Annotated in this window: 11 protein-coding genes; 10 read left to right on the top strand and 1 reads right to left on the bottom strand. The window is 56.3% G+C overall.

Annotated elements, in window-relative coordinates; genetic code table 11:
* Positions 1–635 precede the first annotated feature (635 nt).
* A complete protein-coding gene (locus AC5DDB_RS13010; RefSeq protein ID WP_491740159.1) occupies positions 636–1,337 on the top strand; it encodes a response regulator in 702 nt (233 codons plus the stop codon).
* Positions 1,338–1,376: 39 nt separating this feature from the next.
* Here the strand turns inward: AC5DDB_RS13010 and AC5DDB_RS13005 are convergent, their stop codons facing one another.
* On the bottom strand, positions 1,377–1,934 hold the full coding sequence (locus AC5DDB_RS13005) for a hypothetical protein (RefSeq protein ID WP_491740158.1): 558 nt from the start codon (positions 1,932–1,934) through the stop codon (positions 1,377–1,379).
* Positions 1,935–2,137: 203 nt separating this feature from the next.
* Here AC5DDB_RS13005 and AC5DDB_RS13000 point away from each other — a divergent pair, with 203 nt between their 5' ends.
* From AC5DDB_RS13000 to AC5DDB_RS12960, 9 genes are all read left to right on the top strand, one after another.
* Positions 2,138–3,520: a sulfatase-like hydrolase/transferase gene (locus AC5DDB_RS13000; protein WP_491740157.1), complete on the top strand. Its 1,383-nt coding sequence runs from the start codon at positions 2,138–2,140 to the stop codon at positions 3,518–3,520.
* Between the two features lie 105 nt (positions 3,521–3,625).
* Positions 3,626–4,141: a hypothetical protein gene (locus tag AC5DDB_RS12995; protein ID WP_491740156.1), complete on the top strand. Its 516-nt coding sequence runs from the start codon at positions 3,626–3,628 to the stop codon at positions 4,139–4,141.
* A 139-nt stretch (positions 4,142–4,280) separates the two neighbouring features.
* A complete protein-coding gene (locus AC5DDB_RS12990; RefSeq protein WP_491740155.1) occupies positions 4,281–6,953 on the top strand; it encodes a peptidase MA family metallohydrolase in 2,673 nt (890 codons plus the stop codon).
* Complete coding sequence (locus AC5DDB_RS12985; RefSeq protein WP_491740154.1) at positions 6,950–7,801, top strand: DUF4159 domain-containing protein; 852 nt, start codon at positions 6,950–6,952, stop codon at positions 7,799–7,801. The genes AC5DDB_RS12990 and AC5DDB_RS12985 overlap by 4 nt, the downstream gene beginning before the upstream one ends.
* Positions 7,802–7,961: 160 nt before the next feature.
* A complete protein-coding gene (locus AC5DDB_RS12980) occupies positions 7,962–8,972 on the top strand; it encodes an AAA family ATPase (RefSeq protein WP_491740153.1) in 1,011 nt (336 codons plus the stop codon).
* A gap of 154 nt (positions 8,973–9,126) precedes the next feature.
* Complete coding sequence (locus AC5DDB_RS12975; RefSeq protein WP_491740152.1) at positions 9,127–10,062, top strand: DUF58 domain-containing protein; 936 nt, start codon at positions 9,127–9,129, stop codon at positions 10,060–10,062.
* Complete coding sequence (locus AC5DDB_RS12970) at positions 10,059–12,158, top strand: BatA domain-containing protein (RefSeq protein ID WP_491740151.1); 2,100 nt, start codon at positions 10,059–10,061, stop codon at positions 12,156–12,158. Before AC5DDB_RS12975 ends, AC5DDB_RS12970 begins: the two co-directional genes overlap by 4 nt.
* The gene (locus AC5DDB_RS12965; RefSeq protein ID WP_491740150.1) at positions 12,155–16,081 is read left to right on the top strand and encodes a hypothetical protein; all 3,927 of its coding nucleotides are present in this window, start codon (positions 12,155–12,157) and stop codon (positions 16,079–16,081) included. The genes AC5DDB_RS12970 and AC5DDB_RS12965 overlap by 4 nt, the downstream gene beginning before the upstream one ends.
* A 3-nt stretch (positions 16,082–16,084) precedes the next feature.
* Positions 16,085–18,433 carry a glutamine amidotransferase gene (locus tag AC5DDB_RS12960; RefSeq protein ID WP_491740149.1) on the top strand — a complete coding sequence of 783 codons (2,349 nt, stop codon included), beginning with the start codon at positions 16,085–16,087 and terminating at the stop codon, positions 18,431–18,433.
* Positions 18,434–18,517: the final 84 nt, after the last annotated feature.

Here is an 18,517-nt window from a genome sequence, read left to right as displayed (position 1 = left end):
TCGTCTGAATGCAACATTAGCGAAAACGTACAGCGTGTCGAGCGATGATAGTGAGTTCCTCACGCAAAACAATCCTGTCCGTAGCGATTTTTCGATCGAAAAATCGATGGCGTGTTGGATGTCGTTGGGGCTGTTGAGGTTATGAGATGGTCGTCTGAAAGGGGCGGACCCGTCATTTATCAGAACTGATATTGACATGAACGACAACGCAGACAGGTCCTGATCTGTTGTATCGGGTCGTTCGAGAGTCGACATGCAGAGATTCTAAGAATGGTCCGTCTGGGCATGCCGATGCGTTGTTGCTGGATCAGTTGATGCGGACCGACAGACAATTGGAATCCAGCTAACAGTCGAGACTACGACCGGGATTTTTCTCGGCAATTTTCGAAATTCGTGGGCGTCCGTATGACTTGCAATCGACGAAACCCAGACGTGTGCGCTGGCATTCTGGTTGTTCGCCAGCCTGCGTGAACATGATGGTCATAGACGACATTTGTCATAAGGACTATTATGTCGAATGGCGGATCGATCAATGAACACATTGAGCGGGTTGGCGAGTCAGGTCGGTCTGTCGTCTTGAAGATTCGTTTTGCCACTCGCTTTTTACTCGTCGATAGACAACCGAGTTTCCCCGAATGACCACGCGTTCCGAATTTCCAGAATCACCACCTGCCAAAATTTTTATCGTTGATGATCACGAGATCGTGCGGCGAGGCTATGGCCAGATTCTTGGCAGCGAAGCCGGACTGGAAATCTGCGGTGAAGCAGCGACCGAGACCGAGGCGACACAGAAGATCGCACAGTTGGGCCCGAATCTGGTCATTGTCGACATTGCCCTTCGCAACGGTCACGGTTTGGAGGTTTGCAAGCAGATTCGTGCTTGGAACGAGCAACCCGACACGAATTCGCGAACCCCGGTGAAGTCGCTTGTGGTGTCCGCGCACGATGATGAACTGTACGCCGAGCGGGCGTTGCATGCGGGGGCGTCTGGCTATCTCAACAAAGGCGAAACTGGCGAACGTTTGGTGGAAGCGGTGCGACGGGTCTTGGACGGGAAAATTTTCCTGAGTCCGAAAATGACCGAGCGAATTCTCAATCGGCTGATCTCCGGACAAACGGAGGAATACCAATCTCCGATGGACAGTCTGACCGATCGAGAACTAGCTGTCTTCGAACTGATTGGCAGAGGGTTGACCACCAAGGAGGTTGCCAGCGATCTGGAACTGAGTCCGAAAACGGTGGAAAGCTATCGCGAGAAAATCAAAGAGAAGCTCCACCTGCCCAACGCGAATCAATTGGTCCGTGCCGCTGTCCAGCACGTGTTGGAAGGCGCGTGACCGACCTGCTCTTGGCTGTCATGAGGACTTCCGTTTGTCTTACGTAAATGCGTCGTCGTCGCAGCAGAGGCCGATTTCGGTCATGCCATCCCAGGTGGTCCAGCGATCGCCCTGCGCGTCGGCCGGATCGAGTACCACATAAAAACCGTGTTCGATTTCCCAGTCCTGTTGCAGGTCGACGACGATCAAAGCGGGCAACGCGGGGTCACGGGGGGTATTGACTCCTTCGCCTGTTTCGCCGGGGGGAATCCGAATGTCTTCGATGAAGTACTCCTCATCATCCTCCATTTCGTTGCCTTCCCAGAAGTAGCACTCCCTCCACGAGTTCTCGCACGCGGCTTGGATTCGTGTCGTCGCTTCTTCGAGATGAGAGGCCAACCACTCGAAAGCCGCCCGTTGAGCGGGTGAAGGTGGGGCTTCGGAGTTTCCAACAAAACTCACCGGCAACGGTTGTTCTCCCAACTGATCTTCTCCCCGCCCCCAAGTCGTGAGGGGTGCAGCGGCAATCTGGCTCCGCCAATAGATTCGGTAGCCCAGATCATCTTCTTCGCCCTGATGTTCAAGCTGAAATTTGTGTCCGCCGACTGTAAGACTCATTGCAGGATTCCTTAAGGCCAACGTGGAAAGGAGTGTCGGCGGTGAAGACGCTGCTGATCCACCGAACCGGCTGATGATATCCCGCCGGTTGTGGCAAACCAAACGTCGGCCAGTTGGTGTAGGTTTGACTCTCTCGAAATGGCGGCTCAGAATGCGAGCGGAACCTCTCGTTCGAATTCTTCGTTTTCAAAATTGTGAGAGTCATGAAAGTCGCTCGAATCTGGTTGTTAGTGCGTGTTTTCAGCTGTCTTGTTGCGGTCGCGGCGATTGGTGATCGGGATACGCATACAGACGCTGCGGATCGTCCGAATGTGGTTGTTATTCTCACCGACGACCAAGGCACGCTCGATGCCGGTTGTTACGGTGCGACGGATCTGCAAACGCCGAGTATCGATCGTCTCGCGAAACGTGGCGTGCGATTTACGCAGTTCTATTCGGCCGCTCCGGTGTGTTCGCCGAGTCGAGCCGGTTTGCTCACGGGGCGATACCCGATTCTCGCCGGGATGCCAGGAAACGCGGGAGCTCCACCAGTCGAAGGGCTGAAACATCTCGCAAGCACCAAGTCTCCCGAGAGCACCTGGGCGATACAAACCACGATGGCGGAAATGTTCCACGCCGCGGGGTATGCGACGGCTCACATCGGCAAGTGGCACTTGAATGTGGGCAACGGAGAGCGACCGCTCGACCAGGGATTTGACTACTCATTCGGGCACATGGGCGGTTGCATCGACAACTACACGCACTTCTTTTACTGGAACGGGCCGAACCGTCATGACCTGTGGCGAAACAACGAACGGATCCGCGAACCCGGCAAATTCTTTCCCGACATGATGGTTGAGGAGGCATCGCAGTTCATCAGCGAACACCGCGAGAAGCCGTTCTTTATGTACTTCGCCATGAACACGCCGCATTATCCCTACCAAGGCGAACCCGAATGGCTGGAGACTTACAAAGATGTCCCCTACCCCCGAAACTTGTACAACGCGTTTGTCTCGACGTTGGATGCTCGTATTGGCCGATTGATGGACCATGTCGATGAACAGGGTTTGAAGGACAAGACCATCATCGTGTTTCAGTCGGATCATGGGTACTCGACCGAAGTCCGCGCTCACAACGGTGGCGGTTACGCGGGTCCATATCGTGGGGCGAAGTTTAGTCTGTTCGAAGGTGGCATCCGTGTGCCGGCGATCATTGCGTGGCCGGGACATCTGCCGGAGGGTGAAGTCCGTGATCAACTTGCCCACAGTTGCGATTGGCTCCCGACCGTTGCGGAACTTTGTAAAGTTCAATCACCGAACAATATCGATGGCCAAAGTCTGATGTCGGTGATCAAGTCCGCCGATGCAAACACGCCGCACGAGATTTTGCATTGGACCATCGGCAACAGTTGGGCTGTCCGTCATCACGATTGGAAACTCATCGCCAACCCGCGTGACACCTCCAACAAAGCCCCACTTGGCAAAGACGACAAACTCTTTCTCGCCAACCTCAAACAAGACAAAACCGAAATGAAGAACCTTGCCGCCGAGAATCCGGATATGGTGACGAAGCTGAAAGCAATGCACGAAGCATGGGCGAAAGAATGACTCAGTGACAAACATTTCAGAACTCGCGAACCGACTCGCTTTGGAGTTCCATAGAAACGTGGGTTGCGACCGCGAACATCTCAACTCGAGACGAAAGGCTATGCAATGCGTGAACAGTTCTTTCAGTTTGTGAAAACGCCCGATCGTGAGTCCTATTTCGCCATCCGTGACTACATCATTCAGTGTGACGAGTACGACCCTTATTCCGACGAATTCCAAACCGCCGGAGAACTCTACGAGCAAGGACAACTCGAGGAAGCGCAAGACGCGCTCCGCAAGACGATGCCGAATTTGATGCTAAGTCCACGTGCCCACAACATGCTTGGCTTCTTGCATCACAAACTTGGCAATGATGAAGCGGCTCAGTTGGAATTGGTGATCGAGGATGCTTGTCTCACCGGCATTCGTACATCTGGCGAGGGGACGCGGGACGCCCCGTTCATTGTGACTCGCACTTCGGACGAACATGATTTGATTCACCACATGGGCAAACAACTCAAGCTGCAAAGTTTCAACTCACAAGACGAATCGCATTTCGATCTCATCGAATGCACCGATGGTTCGGAATACTGGTTTGATATCACCGACGCCTACAATCAATTGGCGAAGAAATGGACCTGATCGCCGTTTCGGCGTTGTAATGGTCCGGCCGCGTTTTTGGCTTCGCTGATGTCTGGCTATTGCCTTCTCGGTTCCGGTTCGTAGGATAAAGTTTGTGAGTTGGTGCTGTGATGACGTTCTTTGATCCGGAACGGAGACCGTGCCTTTGGAACTTCTGACCCGATTGCGTTGGCGGCTGAATCCGTTATCCGCTCGTACCGAAGCCGGACCGCTGACCGTCTTTCCCGCCAGTCTTCTGCTCGCGACCCTTCTGGGGTCGTTTTTTGTTTCCCCCTCGGCGAACGCGGCGGACTTGTCGCAAGCCCAGGAGTTTTTCGACACCGGGCAGTACGCGGAATGCATCGCACTGACGGGGGAAGCGATCGAAGATCGGGACTTCTCGGAGAGTTGGCGAACCCTCCGCATCGAAGCGCAGCTCGCAATCGGTGAATACGGCCAGGCGTTGGAGTCGTTGACGGCGGCTCTCGAACGGTATCCGCACAGTATTCGGTTGCGGTGGTTGGGGCGGGAGGTTTACCGCTTCAACGCGAAACCCGCGGACGCCGATCGGATGGTCGTCGAGTTAATCGAGAAAGTCCAACAAGCGTCGTGGCGTTACCGAAATGTCGCGGACCGGTTGGTGCTCGCGGAGTTCCTGTTAGAACAAGGCGCCGATGCCAAAGAAGTGCTGCAGAGCATTTACGATCAGATCAAAAAAGATCAGCCGAACTTGCCGATGGCTTACATCGTCAGCGGTGAGTTGGCTCTTGCCAAACACGATTACGGTTTGGCCGCCACGGAATTCGAGAAAGCCAAGAAGCTCGACGAAGACGACCCGCGAATCGCCTTTGGACTGTCGCAGGCGTATGCTCCCAGTGATTCCGAAAAATCCCAAGCCGCGCTCAAACAGGCGTTGGAGCGGAACCCGAAACATGTGCCGAGTTTGCTCTCGCTTGTCGATGACCAAGTCGACGCCGAACGCTACGAGTTGGCTCACAAGACACTCGCAGAAATTGAAGCCGTCAATCCCCGGCATCCCAAGTTATGGGCATACCGGGCGGTGCTCGCTCACTTGGAGAACGAACCGAACGAGGAGAAAGCCGCACGCGAGCAGGCACTTTCTACATGGCCGAAGAATCCCGAAGTTGATCACCTCATCGGCAAAAAACTCTCGCAGAAGTATCGATTCGCGGAAGGGGCGAAACATCAACGACAGTCGTTGGAGTTCGACCCGTATTACCTACCCGCCAAAATGCAGTTGTCGCAAGATTTGTTACGACTCGGCCAGGAAGACGAAGGTTGGAAACTCGCCAGCGAAGTCTTCGAGCGAGATGGTTACAACGTCGTTGCTCACAACCTTTCGATCTTGCACGACCATCTCGATGAGTTTGCGATTCTGAAGTCCGATGGGTTTCTCGTCCGCATGGATGCTCGCGAATCCCGGATTTATGGCCCGCGAGTGTTGGACACGCTTCGCCGAGCCAAGGCCGAGTTGGTGGCGAAATACGATGTTGAATTGCCGGAGACGGTGTTTGTCGACATTTATCCGAAACAGCAAGACTTCGCGATTCGCACGTTCGGTTTGCCCGGCGGTGCGGGGTTTCTGGGCGTATGTTTTGGGTCGGTCATCACAATGAACAGCCCCGCTTCGCAAGGTGCGACGCCGGCAAATTGGCAATCGGTGTTATGGCATGAATTCTGTCACGTCGTCACGCTGACAAAAACGAACAACCGCATGCCACGATGGCTCAGTGAAGGCATTTCCGTTTACGAGGAACGCCAAGCCGACCCCGCATGGGGCGAGTCGATGAATCGACAATACCGCGAAATGATTCTCGGCGAAGACCTGACACCAGTCAGTCAGTTGAGTGCCGCATTTCTGAGTCCGGAAACGCCGATTCACTTGCAATTCGCGTATTACGAGTCGTCGTTGGTGGTGGAGTACATCATCGAACAACACGGTCTAGATGCACTCAAAGAGATTCTTGTCGACTTGGGACGCGGGTTGTCGATCAACGAGTGTTTGGAACGCACAACGGGTTCCTTGGCGGCTCTCGACGAAGATTTCAGCGAGTATGCTCGCGATCGTGCGAGAAACTGGGCACCGGATGCTGACTTCAGTGACCCCGAGTTACCCCGCGCCGCCAACTTGGAAATGCTAGCCGCGTTCGTGAACGAACATCCCCAGAACGTCACCGCACTCCAGCAGTACGCAACGCAACTGATAGCCGCGAAACAATGGGACACTGCTGCGGAAATCCTCACAAGGCTTTCCAAGTTGTTCCCCGAACGCACAGGTTCCGAAGCCGCGCTTGCGATGTTGGTGCGTGTGTATCGGGAGCAGGAAAACACGGCGGCCGAACGCGAGACTTTGGAGCGGATTGTTGAACTTCAAGACAACGCTTGGGAAGTCTCATTGCGGTTGGCGGAGTTGGCGAGTGAACGCAACGATTGGCCCGCGGTGCTGTCGAATGCCGAGCGTGTCTTGGCGGTGAATCCGCTGGTGGCTGCACCACATCGCTATTTGGCGGATGCTGGCGAACACGCTGGCGACGATGACCGTGCGTTGGCCGGATTGTTCGCACTCGCGGAGATGGAACCGTTCGACCCGGCGGCTCTTTCGTATCGAACCGCAAAACTACTGCACCGCACGGGGCATAAAGAATCCGCCCGTCGACACATTCTGCAAGCCTTGGAGGAAGCGCCGCGTTATCGCGATGCCCAACGCTTGCTGCTCGCCATTGTCGAGACACCATCCACACCGTTAGAGACCGCCGTTCCTCCGCCCGCGATCGCCGAGGAACGGAAACCCATCACCGAGGGCCGTCCATGAAACGCGTCCGTAATTCGATATTGATCTGTCTGCTGGTTCTCGTGGTGATCGGCGGAATCGCCTGGGCACAGTACGGCCGCGGTCGGCGGAGTTGGGACCGTCGCGTCGATCCTTCGCAGATCGCCCCGGAAGACATTAACCGCAACGGCGTGCCCACATGGGAGAAAGACGCCGAGTTCAAGCAGGATGTTTTTACGTTCGCCCGTATTCAGTACACGTCTTACGGGAATCGTGGCTGGCGGGGAAAATGGGAAACCGATTGGCCCGACAGCGATCTGAATTTCTCGTTTCGCCTGCAACAACTCACGTCGCTCAAGGTCGATCCGAATGGCAAGATCGTACGGTTGGATGACCCGGAACTGTTCGATTACCCCTTCATCTACATCATCGAACCTGGCGAGATGTCGCTGACCGAAGCGGAAGTTCAAGGGCTACGACGGTATCTGCTGAACGGCGGATTCCTGATGGTCGACGACTTCTGGGGCGAATACGAGTGGGACACGTTTTATCAAAACCTCAAACGCGTCTTCCCCGATCGTGAGCCGCAAGAGTTGCCTTTGGAACATGAAATCTTTCATTGCGTTTACGACCTCACCGAGAAACCGCAGATTCCCAGCATCAATCACTACCTCAGTGGTCGTCGCACCGAACGCTGGGACGCGACGGAAGCCCATTACCGTGGCGTGTTTGACGACGATGGCCGGATGATGGCGATCATCTGTCACAACACCGATCTCGGTGACGGCTGGGAACGCGAAGGGGTCGATTCCGGTTATTTCCATGAGTACTCCGAAAAGTGGGCGTACCCGTTGGGAATCAACATCGTGACTTACGCAATGACGCACTGAACGGAAAAAAGGTTGGGTCTTGCGAACCCAATCGTCTGTCTGCGGGGTTTCATGTTATACGTGGGTTTGCGTTTTGAACCCCATCGCTGGATCCGATGACCAACCTTGGTGGTGCGTTTCGCATAGCTTCACGCACCCTACTGGAGACAAGGAATCAAACGTGAACGCTGGCGAATCCTACGAAGATGAACAAGCAGCCGTCGAACAAATTCGGGGCAGCCGAGACCGGATCGAAGCGGAACTCTCGAAGGTCATCATTGGCCAACGCGAAGTCACCGAGCAACTGTTGCTCAGCTTGTTTGCAGGCGGGCACTGTCTCATCACCGGGGCACCGGGGCTCGCGAAAACGTTGTTGGTGCGGTCGGTCGCGCAAATCTTCCATCTCAAATTTCAGCGAATTCAGTTCACCCCTGACCTGATGCCCGCCGACATCACCGGCACCGAAATTCTCGAAGAAGCCGAAGATGGACGTCGTCGCTTGCAGTTTGTCAAAGGCCCGATATTCGCCAACGTGATTCTCGCCGACGAAATTAACCGCACGCCGCCGAAAACGCAGGCGGCCCTCTTGGAGGCGATGCAAGAACATCAAGTGACAGCAGCCGGTGTACGGTATCCCCTCGAAGAACCGTTCTTCGTGCTCGCCACCCAAAACCCGATCGAGATGGAAGGCACCTACCCGTTGCCGGAAGCTCAGTTGGACCGCTTCATGTTCAACGTCCAGATCGATTATTTGCCCGAAGACGACGAAGTTGCGGTCGTCACGCAGACCACGTCTCGCAAGCCGGAACCGATCGAACCACTCTACACGGGCGAGGACATCCTGCGATTTCAGGACATCGTCCGCCGGGTGCCAGTCGCTGAGGATTTGGTGCGGTATGCGGTGCGTTTGGTCGACGCGACCCGGCCCGGTCGTCCGCACACGCCGGATTACATCAACAACTGGGTGAGTTGGGGGGCCGGTTTGCGAGCGGCTCAATATCTGGTTCTGGGAGCCAAAGCGCGGGCGTTGTTCGCCGGTCGGACGCATGTTGCAATCGAAGACATTCGCGCACTCGCCCATGCCACACTTCGACATCGTGTGCTCGTCGGTTACCGAGCGGAGGCCGAAGGCGTGTCTGTCGAGAACGTCATTAGTCGTCTGTTGGAAAGCATCGAAGTCCCGAAGCAATGAGATTGTATGGATCAACGTGTGGTACGGCTCTGTGAGCCGTGCTAAGCAATGGACCCGGAACACACGACTCACTGAGTCGTGGCACCCCAATCAAACGTCATTTATGAACGTCAGTACGTCCGAACCCACAACTACGAATCCGCAAAGATCTGCGATGCGGTCGGATCCCGATACGCTGATGCGGATCAAGAATTTGGAACTGCGGGCGAAGGCGGTTGTCGAAGGGTTTTTGACCGGTTTGCATCGCAGTCCGTATCACGGATTTTCGGTGGAGTTCTCCGAATATCGGCAATATTCCCCAGGTGACGATCCGCGTTATCTCGATTGGCGGTTATTCGCCCGCAGCGATCGCTACTACATCAAACGGTTCGAAGACGAAACGAATCTGCGGTGTTGGTTGTTGGTCGATCTCAGTCGTTCGATGGGTTTCGGCAGTAGTGACACCCCTAACACCAAAGCCGAGTACGCCAAGACCGCCGCTGCCACACTCGCGTATTTCATGACACTTCAACGCGACGCGGTCGGTCTGATGACTTTCGACGAAACGATCCGCGAGTTTCTCCCCGCCCGCTTTCGCACCGGACACATGCGACGGTTGATGCTTGGCTTGGAGAACAGCTTAGGGGGCAAGAACACCGACCTAATCACGCCGATCGAACAAATGGCCGACCTAGTCACGAAACGCGGACTCGTCGTGCTGATTTCCGATGTCCTCACGCCTGTGGAACCCCTGAAGAAAAGCCTGTCGTACTTGCGATCGCGGGGGCATGAAGTCCTGTTGCTACGGGTGCTCGATCCGCGGGAAACGGACTTCTCGTTCCGTGATCCGGTGATGTTTCACGATTTGGAATCCGGCCGGGAAATCTATATCGACCCCGACGCCGTTCGCGAATCGTACCTGAAGAACTTCCACGAACACGCGGCCGAGTTACAACAGATTTGTGACACGCTCGGCATCGATCTGATTTCCGTTTCGACGGCTCAGCCGTTGGAGTACGTGCTGTTCGACTTCTTGAACATGCGGATGCGACGCAGCCGATCGGCGGGCTCCCGGTCGGCAAACTTGAATGCGGGAGGGCCGACGACATGAACGTGTTGTTCCTGTCCTTCCTGGCGGGGACGGCGGCGGTCGCGTTTCCGATCGTCTTCCACCTGATCCGCCGCACGCCCAAAGGTCGGCAGGAATTCAGTTCGCTGATGTTCCTCAAGCCCACGCCACCTCGGCTGACACGTCGCAGTCGGTTGGACGATTGGCTGTTGCTTCTGCTGCGGACGGCGGCCATCGTGATGTTGGCCCTCGCATTCACAAGACCGTACTGGCAGGCGGCCGTCGAACTCTCCGCGAATGATGTTCGCGGGCGACACGTCGCGATTTTGCTCGACACCAGTGCCAGCATGCAGCGGGGCGAATTGTGGTCGGAGGCGATCGCGGAAGCCGAGAAAACGTTAGACGAACTTGAACCGGCCGACGTCGTCGCCTTGTGGACGTTCGACCGGACTCCCGAACGCGTGGTCGGTTTTCCTGACCAGCACGACAAAGACGCCTCGAAACCCAATCACGAACTCGTGCGTGGGGAACTTGCGAAGTTGGAACCCACGTGGCGAACCACGCGGCTGGGTGACGCGATGGTGAATCTCGCAGAGCAAATGCTCGAAATTGAAGGCCAAGATGATCAACCTGCCGCTCTGCAAATTGTGTTGATCAGCGATCTCCAAGAAGGAGCCGACCGACAGGCATTGCAGGCGTTCGAGTGGCCGGAGCAAGTGCAAGTGGATGTCAGGCCGCTCACGCTACCCGATCCGTCTAACGCGTCGTTGCAATTGCTCGCCCGCACGGAAACCGACGAACCAACCGCCCCGCCTAAAGTCCGCGTGCACAATGCTCCGGATTCAACCACCGAACAATTTGAAGTCCGCTGGACGAGCGGAGATTCACTCAAAGAATCACCGTCTGTGAAGTTCTACGTGCCGCCGGGGGAAAGTCGGGTATTGTCCGTGCCACGCGACTCTTCCCCGCATGCAGATCGGCTGGTCCTCACCGGCGACCAAGCCGACTTCGACAACACCTACTTCGTCGTCCCGCCGAAACAGCAGCACGTCCACGTCGCGTACCTGGGCCAGGATCAAAAGGGCGATCCGCAAGGACTGTTGTATTACTTTGCCTCGGCCTTGGCAGAGACGCCAGAGCGTCGTGTGGACATCACGAACGTCAGTGCAAACGATCCGCTCCTGATTTCCAAAGACGGTGCCGATTTGGCCCTCGTGACCGCGAAAGTCACCGATGCGGAACAAGACGCATTACACCGTTACATTCGCGATGGCGGAACGGCATTAGTGGTGCTGCAAGATTCCGAGATGATCGCATCGTTAGGACCGTTGGCGAGCGACATCATCACCGAAGCCGAAACACCACCTGTGACCGAAGACGATTACCGCTTGCTTGGCGAAATTGATTTCTCGCACCCGCTGTTTCGTCCGTTCGCAAACCCCCGCTACAACGATTTCACAGCGATTCGATTCTGGCGATCGGTGCCTGTCGATTTGCCAACGGAATCGTCGGCGAACGTGATCGCTCGGTTCGATAACTATCGCCCCATGCTCTGGGAGCAAACCGTTGGCGAAGGACGAATGTTCGTTCTCACCAGTGGTTGGCAGCCCGAGGAAAGTCAGTTTGCCTTGTCCACGAAGTTTGTGCCCTGGTTGGAAGCGTTGCTCGCGTTATCGGTTGAGCCGACCACCTTGCAAACCAGTTCGACCGACACCCAAACCCTCACACTGCCTCCGAACTCGGAGAACGCAACGCGGGTTGTGAAAGCTGCAAGCGGCGAAGAATTCTCGATCGCTGTCGACGCCAGGGTAATCGAAGCGGCGATGGCACCGGGGATTTATCAACTCGTCACCGGGAATCAATCGCAATCATTTGCAGTGAATGTGCCGCATATGGAAAGTCGAACCGCCCCGCTCGATTTGGACCAACTCGAGCAGTTCGGGGTTTCGCTCGGTATGCAAGCGACGCGAACGGAAGAACTGGAACGGCTCAGTCGTTTGCAGAACATCGAGCTGGAAAACCGTCAAAAACTGTGGAAGTGGTTCATCGTAGCCGCATTGGTCTTTATCGGTTTAGAAACCGGTTTGGCCGCCTGGCGAACGCGACGCCTTCAACACTCCTCCGGAGAACAATCATGATCGACCGTCAACTCTCTCGCCGGTTGGAGCCGGTCGCCGGTCGGCTGCGACGACTGCGTCTCTCGACCGGGCTCGCGATGATTTGGATGATCGCGGCCATCGTCGCTGGTGTGGCTTGGTCGGTTGGTCCGGTGTCGAGTCGCTTCGTGCTTGGCTTAATCCTGACAACTTGCGGAGTGGCGGCGATCTACAGTCTGGTCGTTTGGCGATCGTCGATTAGCATCCGGCGTTTGGCGTGGCGGATTGAATCGAAGTTTCCTGAACTCAACGTCAGTTTGCTGACGGCCATCGAGCAGCAACCAAACGCGGCCAACGGGCAATACGGATACGGCTACCTCCAGCAAGATGTGTTGCGACGAGCGCTTACGCATTCCGAAATTCACGCCTGGAAGGACAGTATTCCACGGTCCCGTGTATGGGCCGCCCATTTGGCGAATGGGCTCAGCGTCTGCGTGTTGGCCGCCTTGTTGTTCACACTGTTCGGGAACAAGTCGACGCCCGCGTATACGCCTAGCGGGTTGGCTTTCGACGATGTGAAAGTGACCGAGAATCCGGAATACGAACTCAGCGTGGAGCCGGGCGACACCGAGATCGAACGGGGCAGCAGTCTGCTGGTGTTGGCACGGTTCACCGGTCCGCTCCCGCCCGACGCCACACTCATCGCCGACGACGAAACCGGCAAGTCGCAGCAGATCGCCCTCGCGAAGAGTCTCGACGACCCGGTCTTCGGCGGACGCATCGCCGCCGTCGATCAACCGCTGACTTACCGCGTTGCCTTCGCGAAGCAGCAATCCGCTGCCTATCACGTCACCGTTTTTGAATACCCCAAACTGCAACAAGCCGACGCGAAACTGCACTTCCCGAGTTACACGAATCAAGACGACAAAGTCGTGCAAGATGTGCGCCGAGTTTCCGCCATCGAGGGCACGGAAGTCACACTCATCTGTCGACTCAACAAACCCGTGCGTGAGGCGATGCTCGTCGAAGATGACGCGGAACCAATCGCACTCGTCGCGGACCCGAATGAACCGACAACGATGCAAACGACCCTGACACTCGATCGCTCACGTCGTTTGAAACTCAAACTCACCGATAGTGACGGTCGAGAAAACCGCGATCCCGCTGAGTTCGTGTTGAAGGCGTTGCCAAATCGACCGCCGGATTTGAAACTCACCTTTCCTGCCCGCGACATGCAAGTCTCCCCAATCGAAGAACTCAACCTGGCAGCGAATGCCTGGGACGACTACGGTTTGAAACGCTTCGGTCTCAACTTCAATTTGGCAGGCACTGAGGGGCAGGAAATCGTACTCGCCGAAGATGCACCGGCGAAGGAACGGTTGGCCATCGAGCATTTACTCTCGTTCGAAAGTCTCAACGCCGAGCCGGATCAGTTGGTGTCCTACTACTTCTGGGCGGAGGACATCGGACCCGACGGCGAACGACGACGAACATCCGGCGATTTGTACTTCGCCGAGGTGCGGCACTTCGAGGAAATCTTCCGCCAAGGTCAACAGCCGTCAGCGTCTCAACAACAACAGCAGCAACAGCAGCAACAAAACGGCGGCAACGCCCAGCAAGCTGAGGAACTGGCGGAACTGCAGAAGCAAATCATCAATGCACTGTGGAAAATCGTGCGACGTGAAACCCACGACGAACCCACCGAAAAGTTTGCAGACGATGCCGGTCTTGTGCTGGAATCGCAGATCTCGGCCCTCGAACAAGCCAAGGAACTGGCGGAAAACTTGCAAGATGCCCAGTCGCAAGCGTACGTCGAAGCCGTCCAGCAACACATGCAAGAAACGATCGTCGAACTCGGTGCAGCAAGGGAAGAAGCCGCTCCCGAAAAGTTACAGCCGGCTCTCGCGGCGGCTCAGTCGGCGTATCAAGCGTTGCTCAAGTTGCGAGCCCGAGAGCACGAAGTCGTCCGTAGTCAGCAGCAACAATCGTCGAGCAGTAGTTCGAGTTCGTCGTCATCCAGTCGATCCCAACAGCAACTCCAACAGTTGGAATTGAACGACGATGAAAACCGCTACGAAACTCAACAGACCGCCGCTCCACAGGAGACACAGGAACAACGGGAAGATCGGCAAGTCCTCAACCGATTGCGTGAACTTGCCCAACGGCAGAACGATCTCAATGACCGCGTGAAGGAATTGCAGTCCGCCTTGGACGAGGCCCAAACGCAAGCGGAGAAGGAGGAACTCGAACGACAACTCAAACGGCTCCGTGAGGAACAGCAGCAAATCCTGCGGAATATGGAGGAACTCGATCAGCGGATGTCCGAACCTGAGAACCAGGAGCGGATGAATCAAGAGCGACAACAACTGCAGCAAGCCCGCGAGAACGCTCGGCAATCGTCCGAGGCGCTCGAAGAGGGAATGGTCTCACAAGCCGCCGCCGAGGGCACGCGGGCCGAGCAGGAACTTCGCGAACTTCAAGACGAATTCCAACGTCGCACTGCGAATCAATTTAACGAGGAAGTCCGCGAACTGCAGGAACAAGCCCGTGCGTTGGAACGCAAAGAACAACAACTCGCGAAAGACCTCGCTGAGAGCGACAAGCCGTCCGAGCCATCGAATTCTCTCCGCGGGGAATCGAAGCGTGAGCAAATCGCCGAGCAACTTCAGCAACAAAGGCAAGATCTCAAAGACTTGCTCGATCGGATGCGGGAGACCATCGAAGAAGCTGAAGCCACCGAACCGTTGCTCGCCGAGGAACTTTACGAAACCATCCGTGATACTCGACAGGACAACCCGGAGTCGGCTCTCGAATCCGCCGAGCGTTCCTTCAGCCGCGGCTTTGCCGAAGATGCACGACAGCAGGAACGCATTGCTAATCGGGGCATCACTCAGCTGCGGGAAGGCATCGAGAAAGCCGCCGAAAGTGTGCTCGGCGACGAAACCGACGCACTCAAGCGAGCCGAGCAAGAACTTCGTCAACTCGCTCGAGAATTGGATCGCGAAATTGCCGAAGCCGATCCAGAAGGTTCGCCAAATCAACAAGCGTCCCGCAACCAACCCGGCAACAACTCGCAACAACCGGGTAACGCGGACAACGAGAACTCCGAAAATTCTGAATCCAGGCCACAAGACCCCAACGGACAAGGAGCCCCTGGGAATCAGAACACGCAGAACCAAGACGGTGAGCCACGACAGAATCGCTCTGAGAATGGTGGCCCGCCAGATTCCGAGCAACCCATGCCGAACGGGCAACGTCCGCAGAACGGTCAACAACCGCAAGAGGGGCAACAAGCGAACGGCGGACAGCAGCCAAACGATCAGCAGTCGCAAGATGGTGGGCAACCACAAAACGGTGAGCAACAACCGAACGGGCAACAACCCAATGAGTCGCAATCGCCTGGCAACCAACCTTCGCCGGGTCAACAACCGTCCGGTCAACAACAACCCGGGCAATCACAACAGGGACAGAACCAGCCAGGGCAACAACCGAATGGTCAGCAGCCCGGACAACAGCGCAACGGGGGGCAACCGGGACAGCGTGGTGGCGATGATCGCAACTTGGGACCGGCGGGAATTGGGGGCCTCAGTCAGTTCTTGAATCCCGGTCAAAACCGTCCGCCCGCGCCACTGACTGGGGAAGGGTTCGTCGATTGGTCGGACCGATTGCGAGATGTCGAGGAAATCGTTTCCGATCCCGAGTTGCGAGCCGAAGCCGCTCGCATTCGTGATCGAGCAAAAGCGATTCGCAAGGAATTCAAACGTCATTCGCAGCCGCCGAATTGGGACGTCGTGCGGGAAACCATTGCCGAACCACTGACGGAGTTGCAAAACCGCGTGTCCGAAGAATTGCTTCGCCGCACCGCGAAAGATGCACTTGTGCCGCTCAACCGCGATCCCGTGCCGACACAATACGCAGACCAAGTGCAACGCTACTTCGAACGGCTGGGAACAGGTCAGGAGTAAATCGTGTCGCTGCAGCTACCGAATTATTGGGGCGCCCTCGACTGGCGACCATTTGCAATCACTGCGGCCGTTGTGCTTGTGGTGCTGATGCTTTGGTCGTGGACGCGAACGCACGTGCCCGGTTGGGTCCGGTTGGTTGGCGGATTGGCCAAACTTCTGGCTATCGGTTTGCTCGCGGTGATCCTCGTCGAACCGATGCGGAGCGAAACCAAGCCGCGTCCGGGAGCGAATGGTTTTGTGATCCTGGCTGACAACAGTCAGAGTCTCCAAATTCACGATCCCGATCAACGTTCCACTCGGGCTGACAAGTTGAAATTGAAGCTCGATCACGAAGCGGTTTGGCAGACGCAACTGGCGGCCGATTTCAAATTGCGACGTTACGAAGTGGCTCAGCGATTGCGATCTGTGCCGGACTTCTCAGAGATCGACTTCGATGGCACCGAGTCCGCCCTTTCTTCGGCGTTGCAAAGTGTCGCTCAGCGAGATTCGACACGTCCGACCGCTGGGATTTTGCTCTTCAGTGATGGCAACGCAACCGATCTTTCCGACGCGTTCCGCACCAAAGATCTTCCCCCGGTTTATGCGGTCGTGCAAGGCGACGCGGAATCGCCGCGGGACGTCAGCATCACCCGCGTGACAGCTGCCCAAACGAATTTCGAAACCGCACCCGTCACGATCGCCGCCGAAATCGTCTGCTCTGGTTACGCAGGGAAATCGATCACTGCCCAATTGCTCAACGAGCGTGGCGAAACTCTGCAAGAACAACTCGTGCGGAATGTTAAAGACGATCACCCGTTCGCATTGCGGTTTCAGATCAAACCCGCCTCCCGCGGCGTCTTGTTCTACACCGTGCGTGTTTTCGAAGAAGGCGAATCCGAGCAGTTCGACGATCCTGCCAACAGCAAGGAAGCTACGCTTGTCAACAACTCGCGACTGGCGATGGTTGATCGCAGTGGCGGGCCGTATCGTGTGTTGTACGTGACCGGGCGACCGAACTGGGAATTCAAGTTTCTGCGGCGAGCTCTCGACGATGAACCGGAAATCGAATTGCTGGGTCTCGTTCGCATCGCCAACAAGGAACCGAAATTCACGTTCCGTGAACGAGACAACGGCAGTAACCCATTGTTTCGCGGTTTCGATCAAGACGACGAAACCGCCGAGCAATACGACGAACCGGTGTTGGTTCGGCTTGGCATCGAAGACCCCGAGGAACTTCGTGACGGTTTCCCCAAAGATGCCGACGGCTTGTTCGGTTATCACGCGTTGATTCTGGACGACTTGGAAGCCGACTTCTTCACGCAAGATCAGAAGTCGTTAATTCAGCAATTCGTAAGGCAACGCGGCGGCGGTTTCTTGATGCTTGGCGGGCAGGAGTCGTTCGTCAAAGGCAAGTACGCCCGCACGCCGATTGGCGAATTGCTGCCGGTGTACGCCGACCGCGGTGTCAACGAGTCGCCGGAGGAAAACTACAAACTCGTGCTGACTCGCGAAGGTTGGTTGGAACCGTGGGTGCGGATGCGGTCAACGGAATCGGAAGAACGCGAACGGCTTGCCGCGATGCCACCGTTCCGCACAATTAATCGCGTTGCCTCCATCAAACCCGGTGCAAGTGTCCTCAGCCATGTTGAGTCGGCCAGTGGTGCGATTCACCCCGCACTCGTGGTGCAACCGTTCGGTCAAGGGCGGTCAGCGGCGTTGCTCGTCGGTGATATGTGGCGTTGGCAATTGACGCGTAAAACCGACAAAGACACCGATCTCCAAAAAGCCTGGCGACAAATGATGCGTTGGCTCGTTGCGGAAGTGCCTCAGCGAATTGAAGTCTCGACTCGCCGCAAAACCGCCGCTCCCAGTCAACCCGTTGAACTTCGGATCAAAGCATTCGATGAACGTTATCGTCCGCTCGACAACGCAACCGTCAATGTGGAAGTCAAAACGCCCAGCGGGGAAAAAATCAATCTGACCGCCGAACCGGTAGCCGCCCTTGCGGGGGAATATCAACTCACGTTCGTCTCCCGCGAACCAGGGGCGTATCGGGCGACGGTGCAGGTGAAAGCGAGTGATTCGAGTGACGTCGGCAAACGGGAAGCTGGTTGGATCTCTGAACCGGCCGCCCAAGAGTTTCAGTCGTTGCGACCGAACCGGGCGTGGTTGGAACGCGTCGCGAGTGAGACGGGCGGCGAAGTTGTGTCAGCCGATGACTTGGATGATTTCGTTCGTGAACTGCCAACCAAGAATATACCGCTCACGGAAACCCGCATCGATCCGGTGTGGCATACCTGGCCGGTGTTTCTGTGTGCTCTCGGGTTGTTGGTCACGGAATGGGGCCTGCGACGGTGGAAAGGGTTGCCATGAAACTCGGTTTCGTATGTCACTGGTATCTCGCCAGAGCAATTCTTGGCAAGCGTGTAAGCTGCTGATCGATTTTCAAGAACTGAC

Source organism: Thalassoroseus sp., from assembly GCF_984380535.1.
Note: the sequence above shows the minus strand (reverse complement) of the source record. Positions and strands in the feature narration are given on the sequence as shown.